The organism is Deinococcus arboris (genome assembly GCF_009755355.1).
GTDB classification, from domain to species: Bacteria; Deinococcota; Deinococci; order Deinococcales; family Deinococcaceae; genus Deinococcus; species Deinococcus betulae.
Map to the genome: position 1 here is coordinate 162,615 of NZ_WQLB01000004.1, position 14,858 is coordinate 177,472.

The window sequence follows — 14,858 nt, forward strand, 5'->3', positions numbered from 1 at the left end:
GTGACTTCGCGCCTGTCACCCTGCGGGCCCTCACGGCAGCACCTTGCCGGGATTCAGGAGGTCGGCCGGGTCCAGTGTGCGTTTCACGTCGCGCAGCACATCCAGCGTCACGGGGTCCAGGGCGTCGGTCATAAAGTCGCGTTTCATGGAGCCGATGCCGTGTTCACCGCTCAGCACGCCCCCGTGCCGCAGAGCCACCAGGGCAATCTGGTGGGCCAGATGATGCACGGCCTCCGCGTCGTCCTGGCGCGGGTCAAAGAGGATGTTGGGGTGCAGGTTGCCGTCGCCAATGTGCCCAAATTGCACCACCGGAAAGGGGCTGGCGTCGCCCAGCACCCGGATTTCACGGACCACTTCCGGCAGGGCCGAGCGAGGCACGGCGATGTCCTCGTTCATGCGCTGCGGGCGAATGCGGCCCAGCGCCGGGGACACGCTGCGGCGGGCCTGCCACAGGGCAGCGGCCTCCGCGTCGGTTCCGGCCCGGCGCACGGTGCCGCCCGCCGCCACACAGGCCTGCTCGACCAGCGCCCTCTCCTCCTCCACCGTTTCCAGGTCGTCGCCGTCGGTATCCACCAAAAGCACGGCCTCGGCCCCGCGCGGCAGCCCCAGGACGAGATAGTCTTCCACGGCGTTCGTGCAGGCCCGGTCCATAAATTCCAGTTTGCTGGGCACCGCGCCCGCCGCAATGGCCTGGCTGACGGCCTCGGCGCAGGCACCGACCTCAGGGAAATGCGCCATCAGGGTGCGGGTGAAGCGGGGCGGCGGCAACAGGCGCAGCGCCGCCTCGGTCATCAGGCCCAGCGTCCCCTCAGAACCGATCAGGAGGCCCGCCAGATCGTAGGCGTCACGGGTCAGCGTGTGCACCTCGCCGTGCGCGTCCACCACCTCCAGTCCTTTGACATAGTCGCCACTCACGCCGTACTTGAAGCACATGGGGCCGCCCGCGTTCTCGGCGAGGTTGCCGCCGATGGTGCTGGTCCGGAAAGACGCAGGGTCGGGCGGGTAGATCAGGCCGTGGGGCCGCGCGGCGTCGCTGACCGCCAGGGTCACCACGCCGGCCTGCGCGTGGGCTTCGCGGCGCACTGGGTCAAGGCGCAGGCCGGTCATGCGGGTGAACGAGATCACCAGCGACTCGCGCAGCGGCGCCGCCCCGCCCGACAGGCCACTGGCCGCGCCGCGCCCTACGATGGGCACCCCCGCCGCGCGCGCGGCCTTGACGGCCACCACCACATCCGCCGTGCTTTCGGGCAGAACGACGGCCAGCGGCGTCTCACCAAACTGAATCGCGTCGTAGCGGTAGTTACGCCGCTCGGCCAGAGAGGTCAGGACTTGACGGGGAGCGAGGCGGCGCAGGAGGTCCGTGGTGAGCGGTGAGTGGGCAGTGGTGTTTGCTCGTTTGCCACTGTCTCTCACAGCTCCCCCCGGTAGGCCAGGTCGAGCACTTCGACCGTATGCATCACCGGCACGCGGCTGCGTGCGCGGCGAACATGGCTCTGAATCTGGGTGTGGCAGCCGATGTTGCCCGACGCAATCAGGTCCGGCTGAACAGAGAGAATATGGTTCGCCTTGCGGGCGCCCAGTTGGCTGGCCAGCTCCGGCTGTTCCAAGTTGTAGGTTCCGGCGCTGCCGCAGCAGAGGTCACCTTCAGGAACTTCCAGCACACTGACACCCGGAATGAACCGCAGCAGCGCGCGCGGCGCGGCCCGCACCCCCTGGGCGTGGGCGAGGTGGCAGGCGTCGTGGTAAGCCACCTGCAAGGGCCGTGAGGCCGGCAACGGTGGGGCCAGGTCACCCGCTTGCAGCAGCTGAAACAGATATTCACTCACATCCATCACCTTGGCGGCAAAGGCGCGCGCCTGGGGCTCATCCGGCTCGCCGTGCAGGACCGCCGGGTATTCCTTGAGGCCCGCCCCGCACCCGGCGGCATTGGACAGAATGGCGTCGTATTCGCCGGGGTCAAAGGCCGCGAGGTTGGCCCGGATCAGGCTCAGGGCCTCCGCACGCGCGCCCGTGTGCAGCGCCGCCGCGCCGCAGCACCCCTGGCCGTCTGGCACCACGACCTCAATGCCGTTCTGGGCCAGCACGCGCAGGGTCGCCGCATTAAAGTTGGGGGCCAGCGCCTGCTGCGCGCAGCCCACGAGAAAGGCCACCCGGCCGCGCTGCTGGCCCCTGGACCGCGTGACCTTCGGACTGGGGTGCAGGGCAGGCACACTTTCAGGGAGCAGGTCCAGGGGCGCGCGCAGGGCCGCTGGCAGCGCAGGCGCCAGCGGCTTGGCAAACTGCCCCACCCGCGCGGCCAGACTGAACAGTCTGGGCGCGGGGAGCGCCCTGAGAATCGCCCAGCGTTTGCCCCGGTCAAGGGCGCTCCGCTGCCGCTGTGGCTCACTCCAGCCGCGAAAGGCCGTGATGAGTTCGCCGTAGGGCACGCCACTGGGGCAGGCGGTCACGCAGCCCTGGCACCCCAGACAGCGGTCCAGATGCGGCGCGGCGTCGGCCAGCGGCAGCGTGCCTTCCAGCACTTCTTTCATCAGGACGATGCGGCCCCGTGGGCTGTCCATCTCGTCGCCCAGCAGTGTGTAGGTGGGACAGGCCGGCAGGCAAAACCCGCAGTGAACACAGGCGTCTACCGCGTGCGCCATGACCTCGCCCTGCCCGCCCAGAGCAGCCACAGGAATCTCGTTGTTCAAGCGGCGGCCCTCATGCGCCCCAGGATAGGGGGCGGGGCGGGGCGGCGGAGAAGACGGCTAGGTGTGCCGGGAGGCTGAACCGGGCCTGTTCTTATCTCCTAGCCAGCTCAGCACGGCCTGCGCAGTCTGCGCCGGGGTGTGGTGGATGGTTTCCAGCATTTGCCCCGGCCAGAGAGCTTGAGGACCTGTCTGCCACTGCTCCCAGCGCATCCCGTCCCAGCCGCCTTGCATCAGAACGTCGAGCCGCCAGTCGGCAAACGTCCGATGCAACCGCAGCCAGGCCCCCCAATTCAAGGTCTCCTGCGTAGCTTGGGCGTCGCCCCGCGCCCGCAGACGGCGCATCCGCTCGGGGTCGACCACGTCCAGCAGCAAGTGATGAATCCGCGTGAAGGCGGCGGCACTGGACGCCGCCAGAATCTCGCCCAGTGAGCACGGCCCAGGAGGCCGAAGGACCGGCCACTCTGCACCGCGGTCTTAAGCCAGCTCCCCGTCAGTGCCTGGCGCTCCCGTTTGCCGCCCGCCACCCAGCGTTCATCGAAGTCGTGCCACGGCACCTCGGGAACCAATGACTTCCGAAGAGGCAGCAGGGTGGTTTTTCTCGACCCAGAGGCGCCCGCAATGGCAATCAGCAGGGTCAAGCTGCCTGCTCATAGTATCCGCGTTCTGGCGCAGGCGAAGCGCCGCCGAACTAAACGCCTAGCCACGTCGCCCGGCTTGTTCAGGGTCTAGCGCCGCCTCGCCCATCGTCTGCCTTCAGTCGCAGTCCCCTCTGACCGTAACCAGACGCGCCATTTCCTGCGGCCCTGCGGCGCACACTCGGCCTCATGACCTCTTCTCCCCTGCCTCTGTCTGTGCTTGATCTGGTGCCGGTGCCTTCAGGAACCTCGGCGGCTCAGGCGCTTGAGGACGCCCTGACGCTGGTCCAGGAGGCCGAGCGGCTGGGTTACCTGCGCTACTGGGTGGCCGAACACCACAACATGGCGGCACTGGCGTCCAGCGTGCCGCTGGCGGTACTGGCCGCTGCCTCGCAGCGCACGACAACCATTCGCCTGGGCTCGGGCGGCGTGATGCTGCCCAATCACGCGCCCCTGGTGGTGGCAGAAGGCTACCGGCTGCTCTCGGCCCTGGCCCCCGGCCGGGTGGACCTGGGCCTGGGCCGCGCCCCAGGGACCGATGGCCGCACCGCGCGCGCCCTGCGCGGCGCCAATGCCGAGGAACCCTTTGAGCGGCAACTGGCCGAACTGCTGGCGTTCGGAACAGGCACCTATCCGGCTGGGCACCCGTTTGCGGGCACAGTGGCGGCCCCGGCGGGCGAGGGGCTGTTTCCGCCGCTGTGGCTGCTGAGCAGCAGCGGGTACGGCGCGCGGGTGGCGGCCCAGACCGGGCAGGGGCTGGCGTTTGCCTGGCACATCAACCCTGACACGGCGCAGGCCCGCGCGGCGGCCGACCTGTACCGCGCGTCGTTTGTCCCTTCAGCGGCCTTTGCCGCGCCGCGCGTGCTGGTGGCGGCCGGCGTGATCTGCGCGCCCACCACCGCCGAAGCCGAGGAGCTGAGCTTGCCCCTGGGCCTGATGTTCCTGCGCCTGACGCGCGGCGAAATCGCCCCGTTTCCCACGGTGGAGGAAGCCCAGGCTTACCCCTACACGCCGCAGGAGTGGGCGGTGGCCGACGGCCTGCGCCGCCGCACCATCATCGGCGACCCGGCGGCGGTGGCCACGCGCCTGCTGGCCCTGGCCGAGGGCACGGCTGCCGACGAACTGATGCTGACCATGAATATTCCAGACCCAGCCCTGCGCCGCCGCGCCCTGGGACTGGTCATGGAGGCCGTGCAGACCGCCCAGCAGCAGCCTGCCTGAAGAGCAGACCAGGAGGCGAGCAGCGGGGCACAGCCGCGCAAGGTTCTGCCGCAGTGTCCATGAACTCGTCCCAGTCCCTAGCCTCTTCCTCAAACAGCGGAGGATGACTGAAACACACCAGCCCCTTCATTGGCACGCTGACAGCGGCGCGGAAGAGCGAAGCTAGGAGGCACGACAGCGGAATGACGGACATTTCGCCAATCCCCTGGAACAGCCCCGAGAGAATGGCGAAACGCCGGGAATCCGTCTCTGCGTCCCTCGCCCTAACGCAACTCTCCTCTGGCGGGCTCGGGTAGGCGGGCTGCAATCAGGGCGCTCGGAATCAGCAGGGCCAGGCTGACCAGCGCCGCTGTGGTGGGCGCCGTGACATCGGCCAGGGCGCCCACCAGAAACAGCAGCAGCCCGGCAAACCCCCAGGAAAACCCCATCATGACCGAGCTGGCCACGGCCACGTGGCCGGGTGCATATTCCTGCGCGGCCACCACGCCCACCGGAATGCTGGCATTGACCGCCGCGCCCACCACGAAGGTCAGGGGATAGAACCACCAGTTGGCTGGGCTGGACAGAATCAGCAGCGCAAACAGCGGAATGGTGCTGATGATGGCGCCGCGCAGAACAGGCACCCGTCCGTGCCGGTCACTCAGGCGCCCGCCGACAATGCCGCCCACGGCACTGGCCACGGCGAAGGTGGCCAGGGTCAGGCCCACCTCACGCGCGCCGTAGCCACGTTCCAGCAGCATGAACGGCAGCATGGCGTTGTAGCCCATGCTGGCCAGGGAGCGCAGCACCGCCATGCCCCAGAGCCACGCCAGCGGCCCCCGGAAGATGCCGGCGTACTCGGCCAGCGACACGCGCCGGGCCTTCTGGACGCCCGCGGGCGTCACCGCAAAAGTCAGGGCCGCCACCGCCGCCCCAATCAGGGCAAACCAGGGCAGGTGGGTCAGGCCCACCCCGGCAAAGACCGGCCCCAGGGCCATGCCGGCGGTGCCGCCCGCACTGAACAGGCTGGCCCACAGACCGCGTTTGTCTGGGGGGCTGTGCTGCGCCACATACGCCGCGCCCGCCGGATGAAAAAAGCCGCTGCCAAATCCGGCCACCGCCACCAGCAGCACCAGGGCCCCAAACCACGGCATAAAGCCCATCAGGGTCAGGCCCAGCCCAGTCATCAGCGGTCCCAGGGCGGCGGCGTAGCGGCGGTCCAGGCGCTCACCCAGAATGCCCAGCAGCGGCTGCAACACCGAGCTGGTCAGCGAATACACGCTGGACAGAAAGGTCACGGCAGCGATGCTCACGCCGTATTTGGCTTGCAGAGCGGGCGTCAGGGGCGTCAGCATGGCGCCGTAAGCGTCATTGATAAAGTGCCCGGCGGTCACTGCCAGCGCGATGGCGGCGGCGTGCCGGGCGGCGGGAAGGGTGGCCTGCATCGCCGCCAGGGTACTCCTGGGAAGCCCAGGACATCTGGCCTATGCTGCGCCCCAGTCGTTCATCTAGGCATCAGGCGTTTTGTCACAGGAATGTGACAGTTGTGGAAGAGGGGATTCATTAAACTCTGGCCATGCCCGATGTCTTCCGCAACGCCATCGCCAGTGTCCTGCCCAGCGCGGAGGATATGCGGGCGCGGCTGCTGGACCTGCCGGGCGCGGCGGTGCAGGCGGTAGCGGAATACTTCAGCGCGCGGCTGCCCGACGTGGACATTCTGGTGGCGCTGCCCGGCGCCGAGGCGCTGGCCCAGGCCGCTTCGTCGCTGCGCGGGACTTACCTGGTGCACTTTGACCCGGTACGCGGCCTGCACGACGTCCCTCCACTTCAGGACATACGCGGCGTACCCACCGCCGCCCTGGTCACGGCCGAGCTGAGCGACGCTCACACCGAATTGCAGGCCCTGCTGAGCGCCGAACATCTCGGCTGGCAGGTGCGCGCCGTGGCCGCCGCTGTGGAGCGCACCAACGGTCCTGCCCGCGCCCGCCTGGAACTCCAAGGCGTACCGCTGCTGGTGCCGGTGCTGCTGGCCGACACACCGCGCGGTCTGGTGTTCGAGCGCCGCTTCCCGCAAGTGGACTGAGGACAGAGTTCGGGAAGTGAGCCGAAGTCAGAAGGCCTGCTGGACGGCTTTTCTAAGTGAAAAATTTTTGAAGCGGTTTCAGTCTGGGTCGCAGATAGGTTGGCAGGTCGCCGGCCTAGTTCCTTGGGTGACTGGAGAGCTACTCGGCACCCATTCGCCCTGCTGTCTTACTTCTTAAGCACGCTCGACTTCAATCGTCTTTGCAGATGATTGGAGTCGAGTTCGCATGCCTTCCGGGTCGTCAGGAGGCCCCAGCAGCGGGGCCTTTTGACGTTGCCTGGCGTTCAACCTCCAGATAAGTCCGCAGCGCCCGCTCCTCCGCCGGAATGCGGATGCCCAGCAGTAGGGCCGCGTTCAGGAGGGTAAACGCCAGCGCAGTGCGCCACGCGCCCACCGCCAGGGGCGCCGCCGCGAGTTCCAGGGCCACAACCGCGTAATTGGGGTGTTTGAGGTAACGGAAGGGCCCAGCGGTCACGCGCTCACCGCCCGGCACAATCAGGATGCGGGTGTTCCAGTAGCGCCCCAGGGCGCGAATCACCCAGTACCGCAGCGGCTGGGCCAGCAATAGCAGCGTCAGGGCCACCCCGTTGACTCGGCCCCCATTTCGGCGCCCCTCCAGCAGCAGGGCCAGCAGCCAGGCCGGGTGCAGCACAAAAAACAGCTGGTAATGCTCTCGACCATATTCCACCGCTCCCCGCTCCTGGGCCCAGCGTTCGTTGGCGCGGGCCACCCGCAGTTCCAGCAGGCGCTGAACGACCAGGGCGCCCGCCAGCAGCGGCGCGGCGTGGCGGGCCTTCATGCTGGCCCCAGCAGGGCCTCGGCAGCCTGATCAGCGTCGAGTTCGCCGCGCGCCACGCGGGCGTAGAGTTCGCCGCCATGGGCACGGGCGCGGCTCAGCAGGCGTTCTTGCACCAGCGTCCTGACCTCAAATTCGGCCCTGGCCTCGCGGCGGGCCAGCAGACCAGCCTCGCCCAGGTGGGTGCGGTGGGCCTCCACCGCGGCAATCACGGCGTCTATGCCTTCTGCTTTAGAAGCGATTGTCTTGCGAATGGGGGCAAACCACGTGTGTGCGTCGTGGGCGCCCAGGCCCTGCGCCGCCATGAGTTCGCGCATGGTGCGGTCAGCGCCGGGCAGGTCGGCCTTGTTGACGGCAATTACGTCGGCAATTTCCATGATGCCTGCCTTGAAGGCCTGTACACCGTCACCGCCGGCCGGGGTTAGCACCAGCAGCGTGTGGTCGCAGGCGGCGGCAATGTCCACCTCGCTCTGCCCCACCCCGACCGTTTCCAGAATGACCCAGTCAAACCCGGCCCCTTCCATCAGCGACAGCACGCCGGGTGCCCGCGCCGAGAGGCCGCCCAGCGCTCCCCGGCTGGCCAGAGACCGCACAAAGACGCCAGGGTCAGCGTGGTGGCGCAGCATACGAATGCGGTCCCCCAGAATCGCGCCGCCGCTGTAAGGGCTGCTGGGGTCCACGGCCAGCACCGCGACCCGCTGGCCACGCGCCCGCAGAGCCGTAATCAGGGCGTCCACCAGGGTACTTTTGCCGCTGCCAGGGCTGCCTGTGACGCCCAGCACCACTGCCCGCTCACCCCGAGCTGCGCGCTGCCGGGCAAAGCGCAGCAGGGGCCGCGCGCCGTCCAGGCCCGCCTCGGCTAGGGTCACCGCGCGGGCCAGGGCCCGCAGGTCGCCTCCCTCGTAGCGGATAAGCAGGGGGGCAGAGGCCACAGGCGGCGCGGTCACGGCGTCTCCGGGCAACAGGGGAACAGAGGGGTCGTCATCTGGGCTCACCCTAGAGCAGAGGGTCCGGGCGTGTCATCTGATAGGAGGCGAGGCAGATTCCAACCTCGTCGTTGGCGACACAATATTCATTTGAGTGGATGCAGCAACTAAAGACAGAGTCGCAGAGAAGCAGACAGAAGGGCTGGGCATGAAGTGAGCCCATCGAGTCTGATACGAATTCCGTCTGTGTCGTTGCCCAACCGGGAGAACGCCGTTTTGCGAACTCCACGCCTGGAACTCGTTTTGCTCCCACTCGCACTGCTCCGCAGCTTTTCAAGTCCGCCCGGATTCAACCATTTACAAAAGTGGCTGAATCCGAGTCTGTGCGAGGTGTGAACAGTCCAAACAGGAGCGGCTTCCGGTCAACCCCGGACAGAAGGCGAGCAAAGCTCTGGCAGCGGCGAGACAAAGGTGGTAGTGAGCCAGCCGCCAGAGCCAGGCCGCATGACCTCACCGAGAGGCAGGCCCAAACAATCCAGCGGCTAGAAGAGACCCCTGTGCCCAGGCGGCTCAGTCTTCCTGAGGCTCCTCTGCCTTGCGCCGCCGGGCCGCCTGAACGTCCAGCTGCACCTCCACGGTGTCGCCTTCCTCCAGACCTTCCGCTTTGCGAACATTGGCGCGCACCGGCACCAGATAGCGGCCCTCCTGCGGAAACAGCGAGGTCGTCCAGACCGTTTTCCCCACCGTGACCTGCACCGGAATCATGCCCCAGCCGTAGGTCACCAACTTGGACGCCGCCTTGATAGCCTCGCACTCCTCGGGCGGCACCGTCACGAAGTAATGGGGCGCCGGCCCCCGCCAGTACCAGAGTTCACCGCTAAAGGCCAGGCTCATGAAGAAGAGTGTAGGGCAAGGGCGGGAGGGCCCATCCACGCCCTCCCGCCCTTCAATGCCGATCACGCCGCTGCCTGTGCCAAACTCTCATTTCGTTCGCCTGAGACGCTGTGGAAAGTACTTCTCTCAACTCATCTGGGTTCCGCTACGATACAAATTCCGTCTGTTCCACTGACCACTCGGGAAGGTGCCTCCCAAGCAAACTCCGCGCCCGTCAGCCCGCTTCTGCTCCTGCGGCCTGACAGAGCTCTCCAAGTCCGGCCGAATGAAACCGTTGTTGCCAACGACTTCCCCAAAGTTCGGAGGAGACTTACGGCGCCTGGCCCAGCACGTCGTCGGCTTCGGTGGCGTCCAGCAGGTTTTCCAGGTGGGCGTCGTCATTAAAGCCCAACAGCATGCCGCTGCCCTCGCCCAGCAGCACGCGGGTCAGCGAGGTGTTGGACACGCTCAGGCGCGCCCAGGCGTTGGCAGGCACGCCGCCCAGGGCCAGGCCCACCGCCACACGCACCACGCCGCCGTGGGTAAAGACCAGCACCCGCCCGCCAGGATGCCGCGCGCGCAGTTCGGCAAAGGCCGCGCCGCTGCGGGCATACAGGTCTTCCATGCTCTCGCCGCCGGGGCGCCGGGTGCTCCAGGGGTCGGTCAGCAGCGTGGCCAGATACTCCGGGTAACGCTCGCGGATGTCGGCAATCACCAGGCCCGACAGCTCGCCCACATCAATTTCGCGCAGGCCAGGGTGGGCCTGCGGCTGCGGCGCGCCGGTCAGACGTTCAGCCACCAGATCGGCAGTGCGCGCGGCGCGGGTCAGGTCGCTGGTGTAAACGGCGTCAAAGCTCTGGCCGGTCAGGCGCTCAGCGAGGCTGGAAGCCTGCAAGATGCCGATATGGCTGAGGGGCACGTCAGCCTGGCCCTGATAGCGCCCGTCGGCGTTCCAGGTGCTCTCACCGTGGCGCACCACCCAGAACTCGGTGGCCGCTGACCGGTCCGGCGCAGCAAACCCGGTCGGCGGCCGCTGGGACGACGCCGGGCGCCTGGTCAAGAATTGCCCCGGAAACTCACGCCCTGGCCCGCCACCATCTCGCCAATCACCCAGGGCTGCTCGCCAGCGGCCGTGAGGGCCGTCAGGGCCGCCGCCTGCGCCCCGGCAGGCACGATGAACAGGAAACCCACCCCCATATTCAGCGCGCGAAAGGCTTCCTGACGGGGCACGCCGGCGCGCTCCACAATCAGTTCAAAGACGGGCGGCACCGTCCACGAGGCGGTGTCAATCGCCATCCCAATGCCCGGCGGAAACACGCGCGGTGGGTTGTCCACCAGGCCGCCCCCGGTGATGTGGGCCATGCCGCGCACCTCGACCCCCGCCGCCACCAGCGTGTCGTAGGCGGGCAGATAAGCGCGGTGAGGCACAGGCAGCACCTCGCTCAGCGTCTGCCCGCCGAGATCGGCGCGGGCCTCTGTCCAGTCGAGGCTATCCAGGGCCAAGCGCGCCAGCGAAAAGCCGTTCGTGTGCAGGCCGCTGCTGGGCAGTGCCAGAACGGTGTCGCCGACCTGGATGCGCTGGCCGTTAATCAGGGCGGGGCGGTCCACCACACCCACGATGGTGCCCACAATGTCCAGTTCACCGTCCACGTACACGCCGGGCATCTCGGCGGTTTCGCCGCCTAGGAGGGCCACGCCCAGGGCTTCGCAAGCCTGCGCCGCGCCCGTCACGACCTCGGCCACCCGCTCGGGGTGCAGCTTGCCCATCGCCACGTAATCAAGGAAAAACAGCGGTCGGGCGCCCTGCACCAGAATGTCGTTGACGCAGTGGTTCACGATGTCGGCGCCCAGCCCGGCAAACTGGCCCGTACGCACCGCCACCTTGGTCTTGGTGCCCACGCCGTCGGTGCTGGCCACCAGCACGGGGTCGGCCATGTCGCCAAAGGCCGCGCGAAACAGCCCCCCAAAGCCGCCCAGGCCGCCCAGCACGTTGGGGGTGTGGGTGCGCGCCACGGCACCTTTCATCAAGTCCACCGCGCGGTGCCCGGCGTCAATGCTGACCCCAGCCCGCTCGTATGCCGACGCCGAAGCGTCTTCTCTTTTCCCTGTCATGAGCCTCCTGCTGCGCGCCTGTGACAGGCGACACCTTTGTGCGGTCAGTCTACCCGAGTCGCTTCGCCGCGCGCCGCCTCAGGTTCGGCCCGGCGGGCCAGCCACCAGCGCACCAGCACCACCAGACCCACCGCCGCCGACAGCAGGCCCACCCCCCACGCCAGGCGCTCGCTACTGCCCGAGAGCCACACCACCAGCGCCGTGACCGGCAGCGCCCCCAGCGCCGTGGCCAGCATGAAGGGCCGGAAACCCATGCGGGCCGCGCCCGCCACCAGATTCAGGACGTCGGCCGACAGCACCGGCATCAGGCGCACCATCAGCACGCCTTGGGTGCCGTGGCGCTGCGCAAAGTCGTAGGCGGTTTTGCGCGCCCGCTCGCCAGCCAGGGTACGGACCAGGGTATCGCCCAGCAACCGGCCCAGGCCGTAGCCAGCCGCCGCCCCCAGCAGCGTGCCGGCGTACACGATGAAAAAGCCTTCGACCGGGCCATAAGCGCGCGCCGTCACAGCAATCATGACCAGCGCCGGCAGCACCGGCAGCACCGCCTGAAGCACGAAGCCCGCCAGCAGCGCCAGCGGCCCGGCCCAGCCCAGCCCCGACACAAACACCTGGGTCACCTGGGGGTCGCTGCTCGTCAGGGCCTGGTAGGCGCGCACCAGAAAGGCGCGCACCTCGGGCTGAAGGCAGGTGCCCAGCAGCACCAGCGCTGTGACCGTCAGAATCAGCCAGCGCAGGAAGCGGGGGGGATGGGCAGCGGCCATTGCGCGCCCAGTGTAGAGCGTCGCCGTGAGACGGAGGTCCTCAGAAAGTGACAGGCCAGCCGAACAGGTCTAGCCTCGTTCTCCTTCATTGCAAGTTGGGGGTGGATGCGACTCGTCTGACAGTGACGGTTTCACCCTGGGATGAGAGACACCCCTGATTGCCGCTCACGCCGCTATCTCTGGGAGCGGTTGAGGGTTATCACCCTTGGCTGCTCTGGGGTCCACTGTGAGTTCAAGTCAGGCTGACTGCCTTACCGACCTTCCGCTGCCCTGGCCCCTCGGTCACTCTTTCTCGTCCCAGGCAGAATCTAAGCCTGCTGCGTAGAGGGCCGGCCTGACCCTTTATTCCTCAGGGCAGCGGCACAGTCAGGCCGTCGTGGGCGTAGCGCCAGCCGGGCGGCAGATGGGCGACCTGCCGCGCGTCCACCTCATGCGACAGGTGGGTCAGGATGACCTGCTGGGCAGCCTGCGCCCAGGGCAGGGCCAGGGCTTCACGCACGTCGTACACGCTGCGCCCGCTGTGGGCCTGGGCCGATTCGTCGGCAAAGGAGGTGCCCAGGACCAGCAGGTCCAGCCCGGTCAGCCACGCGGCAGCCGTGTTGCCGGGCACGTCAATCGCGTCGGTCATGATGGCCACCGCCCAGCCGGGAGCATCGAGCCGAAAGGCGTGGCTCTCGCCGTTCGCCCCGTGCGGCACGCGGAAGGCGCGCAGGGTCACGCCGCCCACCCGCACCCCCTCGTCGGGCCAGACCTGCACGGGCGACCGCAGCCGGAAGGCGTAGCCAAAGCGCTCGCGGATGGCCGGAATCACGCTGGCCGGGGCATAGACCGGCAAGGTGCCCCCGGCGTACTGCACGTAATCCAGCAGGTCACCCAGCCCTAGCAGATGGTCGTTGTGTGCGTGAGACAGCAGCACCATGCCCGGCACCAGCGGCGCCGGCAGGCGGGCCAGGGCGGCGTGGGTATCGGGGCCCGCATCCAGCAGCGCACTCTGGGCACCCACCCGCAGCAGCGTGGTCGTGCGGCGGCGACGATTCACGCCCCCCGTACGCGCCTCGGTACACACGGCGCAGGCGCACCAGAAGCGCGGTACGCCCTTGCTGTCTCCCGTGCCCAGCAGGGTCAGAGAGGCGGGGGCCGTCACGGTCCCATCATCCCATCAGCGCCCTCATCACAGGGCCATCAGGTCACGGGCGGCGCGTTCCAGATTCGCGCTGCCCGCCAGACTGGTGCCCACCAGCACCGCGTCGGCCAGGCCGCGCACACCCGTCAGGTCAGCTGGGGTGCGGTACCCACTCTCAGCGACCAGCACGCCCGCAAATCCGGCCTCCCGCGCGCGCCGAATGAGGCGGGGGCTGACCTCCAGGTCAATGTGCAGGGTGGTCAGGTCCCGGTTGTTTACCCCGATGATGCGCGCGCCAGCGGCCAGCGCCACGTCCAGTTCCCGCTCGTCATGAACCTCGACCAGTGCGTCCAGACCGAGATGATGCGCCCCTTCCAGAAATTCAGCGGTGGCCTCACCCAGCACACTGACCATCAGCAGCGCCGCCGAGGCGCCCCAGTCGGCGGCCTCGCGCAGCATGGCGGGGTGCACCACAAAGTCCTTGCGCAGGGCGGGCAAGGTCACGCCGCCCACCACGTCGCGCAGCGCCTGGGCGTCGCCGCCAAAATGCCTCGGCTCGGTCAGAACGCTGATGGCCGCCGCGCCGCCCGCCTGGTAGGCCAGCGCCGCCGCTAAGGGGTCCAGTGGGGCGATGGCGCCCTGGCTGGGGCTGGCGCGCTTGACTTCGGCAATCAGGGCCAGGCCGGGAGCCGCCAGCGCCGCCTCCAGGCGCCGCGCGGCGGGCCAGGGCTCCCCCAGCGCTGGGTCAGCCCCCTGGTAATCGACCACGCGCTCGGCCACGATGCGGCCCAGCACCCCCGGCACACGCGAAAAATCCAGCGTTGTTTCACTCTTCACTGCGCCGCCCCTGTCATGAGGGCGAGGATAGCGCGGCCCTCCCTGGCGCGCGCAGGCCGTGTTAGCCTGAGCAGGTATGAGTCTCGCCCCCGGCAACGGCCCCGTCCAGATTACGCAAGAACAGTTGCAAGCCCGCATTCAGGAAATTGCGGCCAAGATTCGTGAGGATTACCGGGGGCTGGAGCCTCACCTGATTTGTGTCCTGAACGGCGCGTTTATGTTCCACACCGACCTCGTGCGCGCCCTGAACATCCCCTGCACCATTGATTTTCTGCAGGCCAGTTCCTACGGCAACGCCAAGCAGAGCAGCGGCGAGGTGCGAATCGTCAAAGACCTCCAGTTTCCCATCAGTGACCGCCATGTGGTGCTGGTGGAAGACATCGTGGACACCGGCATCACCATGAATTACCTGCTGCACTACCTTGAAGGGCGCGGCCCCAAGAGCCTTAAGATTGCCGCCCTGCTGAGCAAACCCAGCCGCCGCAAGGTCGAGATTCCGGTGGAATACCTGGGCTTTACCATCCCCGACGCCTTCGTCTACGGCTACGGCCTGGACCGCGCCCAGTTTGACCGCAACCTGCCGTTTATCACCAGCCAGGAATAAGAGCCGGAGACGGTTCAGGGGCAGAGGAGATGATGCCTCTGCCCGCTCTTGTTGGCGTTGTGAAGTCCTGCTACTGACAGCAGCACCCAGAGCGCTTGGATGAGGAGCCCTCAGCCACTCCGAGACGAAGTGAGCTCAGCAGACAGCGGCAGAGGTGGACCTGAGGGGTGTGCTTTGACCTCAGGGTGGAACGGGCAGCCGCTCTGACCCCACTTAAATCT

At 68.0% G+C, this 14,858-nt stretch carries 15 protein-coding genes; 3 read left to right on the forward strand and 12 right to left on the reverse strand.

What is annotated here, in order from left to right:
• Positions 1-30 precede the first annotated feature (30 nt).
• From GO986_RS04890 to GO986_RS04900, 3 genes are all read right to left on the reverse strand, one after another.
• Positions 31-1,413, reverse strand: a complete 1,383-nt coding sequence (locus tag GO986_RS04890) for an FAD-binding oxidoreductase (RefSeq protein ID WP_369409161.1) — start codon at positions 1,411-1,413, stop codon at positions 31-33.
• Positions 1,410-2,639, reverse strand: a complete 1,230-nt coding sequence (gene glcF / locus GO986_RS04895; RefSeq protein ID WP_439648701.1) for a glycolate oxidase subunit GlcF — start codon at positions 2,637-2,639, stop codon at positions 1,410-1,412. Before glcF ends, GO986_RS04890 begins: the two co-directional genes overlap by 4 nt.
• 105 nt (positions 2,640-2,744) lie before the next feature.
• Complete coding sequence (locus GO986_RS04900; protein ID WP_157458139.1) at positions 2,745-3,059, reverse strand: hypothetical protein; 315 nt, start codon at positions 3,057-3,059, stop codon at positions 2,745-2,747.
• A 452-nt stretch (positions 3,060-3,511) separates the two neighbouring features.
• Between GO986_RS04900 and GO986_RS04905 the strand changes: the two genes are divergently transcribed.
• Complete coding sequence (locus tag GO986_RS04905) at positions 3,512-4,543, forward strand: LLM class flavin-dependent oxidoreductase (RefSeq protein ID WP_157458140.1); 1,032 nt, start codon at positions 3,512-3,514, stop codon at positions 4,541-4,543.
• A gap of 263 nt (positions 4,544-4,806) precedes the next feature.
• Here GO986_RS04905 and GO986_RS04910 read toward each other — a convergent pair whose 3' ends face one another.
• Positions 4,807-5,967 carry an MFS transporter gene (locus GO986_RS04910; RefSeq protein ID WP_157458141.1) on the reverse strand — a complete coding sequence of 387 codons (1,161 nt, stop codon included), beginning with the start codon at positions 5,965-5,967 and terminating at the stop codon, positions 4,807-4,809.
• A 131-nt stretch (positions 5,968-6,098) separates the two neighbouring features.
• On the opposite strand from GO986_RS04910, the gene GO986_RS04915 reads away from it, so the two are divergent.
• Positions 6,099-6,605, forward strand: a complete 507-nt coding sequence (locus GO986_RS04915; protein ID WP_157458142.1) for a hypothetical protein — start codon at positions 6,099-6,101, stop codon at positions 6,603-6,605.
• Positions 6,606-6,846: 241 nt separating this feature from the next.
• Here the strand turns inward: GO986_RS04915 and GO986_RS04920 are convergent, their stop codons facing one another.
• From GO986_RS04920 to trpC, 8 genes are all read right to left on the reverse strand, one after another.
• Positions 6,847-7,404 carry an isoprenylcysteine carboxyl methyltransferase family protein gene (locus GO986_RS04920; protein WP_157458143.1) on the reverse strand — a complete coding sequence of 186 codons (558 nt, stop codon included), beginning with the start codon at positions 7,402-7,404 and terminating at the stop codon, positions 6,847-6,849.
• Positions 7,401-8,348: a methylmalonyl Co-A mutase-associated GTPase MeaB gene (gene meaB, locus GO986_RS04925; RefSeq protein WP_369409162.1), complete on the reverse strand. Its 948-nt coding sequence runs from the start codon at positions 8,346-8,348 to the stop codon at positions 7,401-7,403. Before meaB ends, GO986_RS04920 begins: the two co-directional genes overlap by 4 nt.
• Before the next feature lie 549 nt (positions 8,349-8,897).
• Positions 8,898-9,221 carry a DUF1905 domain-containing protein gene (locus tag GO986_RS04930; RefSeq protein ID WP_157458144.1) on the reverse strand — a complete coding sequence of 108 codons (324 nt, stop codon included), beginning with the start codon at positions 9,219-9,221 and terminating at the stop codon, positions 8,898-8,900.
• 310 nt (positions 9,222-9,531) lie between these two features.
• Entirely contained in the window at positions 9,532-10,260 is a 729-nt protein-coding gene (locus GO986_RS04935; RefSeq protein ID WP_157458145.1) for a histidine phosphatase family protein, read from the reverse strand.
• Positions 10,257-11,312 carry a phosphoribosylformylglycinamidine cyclo-ligase gene (purM, locus tag GO986_RS04940; protein ID WP_157458146.1) on the reverse strand — a complete coding sequence of 352 codons (1,056 nt, stop codon included), beginning with the start codon at positions 11,310-11,312 and terminating at the stop codon, positions 10,257-10,259. Before purM ends, GO986_RS04935 begins: the two co-directional genes overlap by 4 nt.
• Before the next feature lie 44 nt (positions 11,313-11,356).
• The gene (locus GO986_RS04945) at positions 11,357-12,073 is read right to left on the reverse strand and encodes a TVP38/TMEM64 family protein (protein ID WP_157458147.1); all 717 of its coding nucleotides are present in this window, start codon (positions 12,071-12,073) and stop codon (positions 11,357-11,359) included.
• A gap of 349 nt (positions 12,074-12,422) precedes the next feature.
• Positions 12,423-13,217 carry an MBL fold metallo-hydrolase gene (locus tag GO986_RS04950; RefSeq protein WP_369409163.1) on the reverse strand — a complete coding sequence of 265 codons (795 nt, stop codon included), beginning with the start codon at positions 13,215-13,217 and terminating at the stop codon, positions 12,423-12,425.
• Between the two features lie 27 nt (positions 13,218-13,244).
• Entirely contained in the window at positions 13,245-14,033 is a 789-nt protein-coding gene (gene trpC, locus GO986_RS04955; RefSeq protein WP_439648699.1) for an indole-3-glycerol phosphate synthase TrpC, read from the reverse strand.
• 76 nt (positions 14,034-14,109) lie between these two features.
• On the opposite strand from trpC, the gene hpt reads away from it, so the two are divergent.
• Positions 14,110-14,637, forward strand: a complete 528-nt coding sequence (gene hpt, locus GO986_RS04960; RefSeq protein ID WP_157458149.1) for a hypoxanthine phosphoribosyltransferase — start codon at positions 14,110-14,112, stop codon at positions 14,635-14,637.
• Positions 14,638-14,858: the final 221 nt, after the last annotated feature.

Coding starts and splice junctions, on each gene's coding strand:
- glcF (WP_439648701.1), bottom strand. CDS start 2,639: ATGGCGCACGCGGTAGACGCCTGTGTTCACTGCGGGTTTTGCCTGCCG.
- GO986_RS04905 (WP_157458140.1), top strand. CDS start 3,512: ATGACCTCTTCTCCCCTGCCTCTGTCTGTGCTTGATCTGGTGCCGGTG.
- GO986_RS04910 (WP_157458141.1), bottom strand. CDS start 5,967: ATGCAGGCCACCCTTCCCGCCGCCCGGCACGCCGCCGCCATCGCGCTG.
- GO986_RS04915 (WP_157458142.1), top strand. CDS start 6,099: ATGCCCGATGTCTTCCGCAACGCCATCGCCAGTGTCCTGCCCAGCGCG.
- GO986_RS04920 (WP_157458143.1), bottom strand. CDS start 7,404: ATGAAGGCCCGCCACGCCGCGCCGCTGCTGGCGGGCGCCCTGGTCGTT.
- GO986_RS04930 (WP_157458144.1), bottom strand. CDS start 9,221: ATGAGCCTGGCCTTTAGCGGTGAACTCTGGTACTGGCGGGGGCCGGCG.
- purM (WP_157458146.1), bottom strand. CDS start 11,312: ATGACAGGGAAAAGAGAAGACGCTTCGGCGTCGGCATACGAGCGGGCT.
- GO986_RS04945 (WP_157458147.1), bottom strand. CDS start 12,073: ATGGCCGCTGCCCATCCCCCCCGCTTCCTGCGCTGGCTGATTCTGACG.
- hpt (WP_157458149.1), top strand. CDS start 14,110: ATGAGTCTCGCCCCCGGCAACGGCCCCGTCCAGATTACGCAAGAACAG.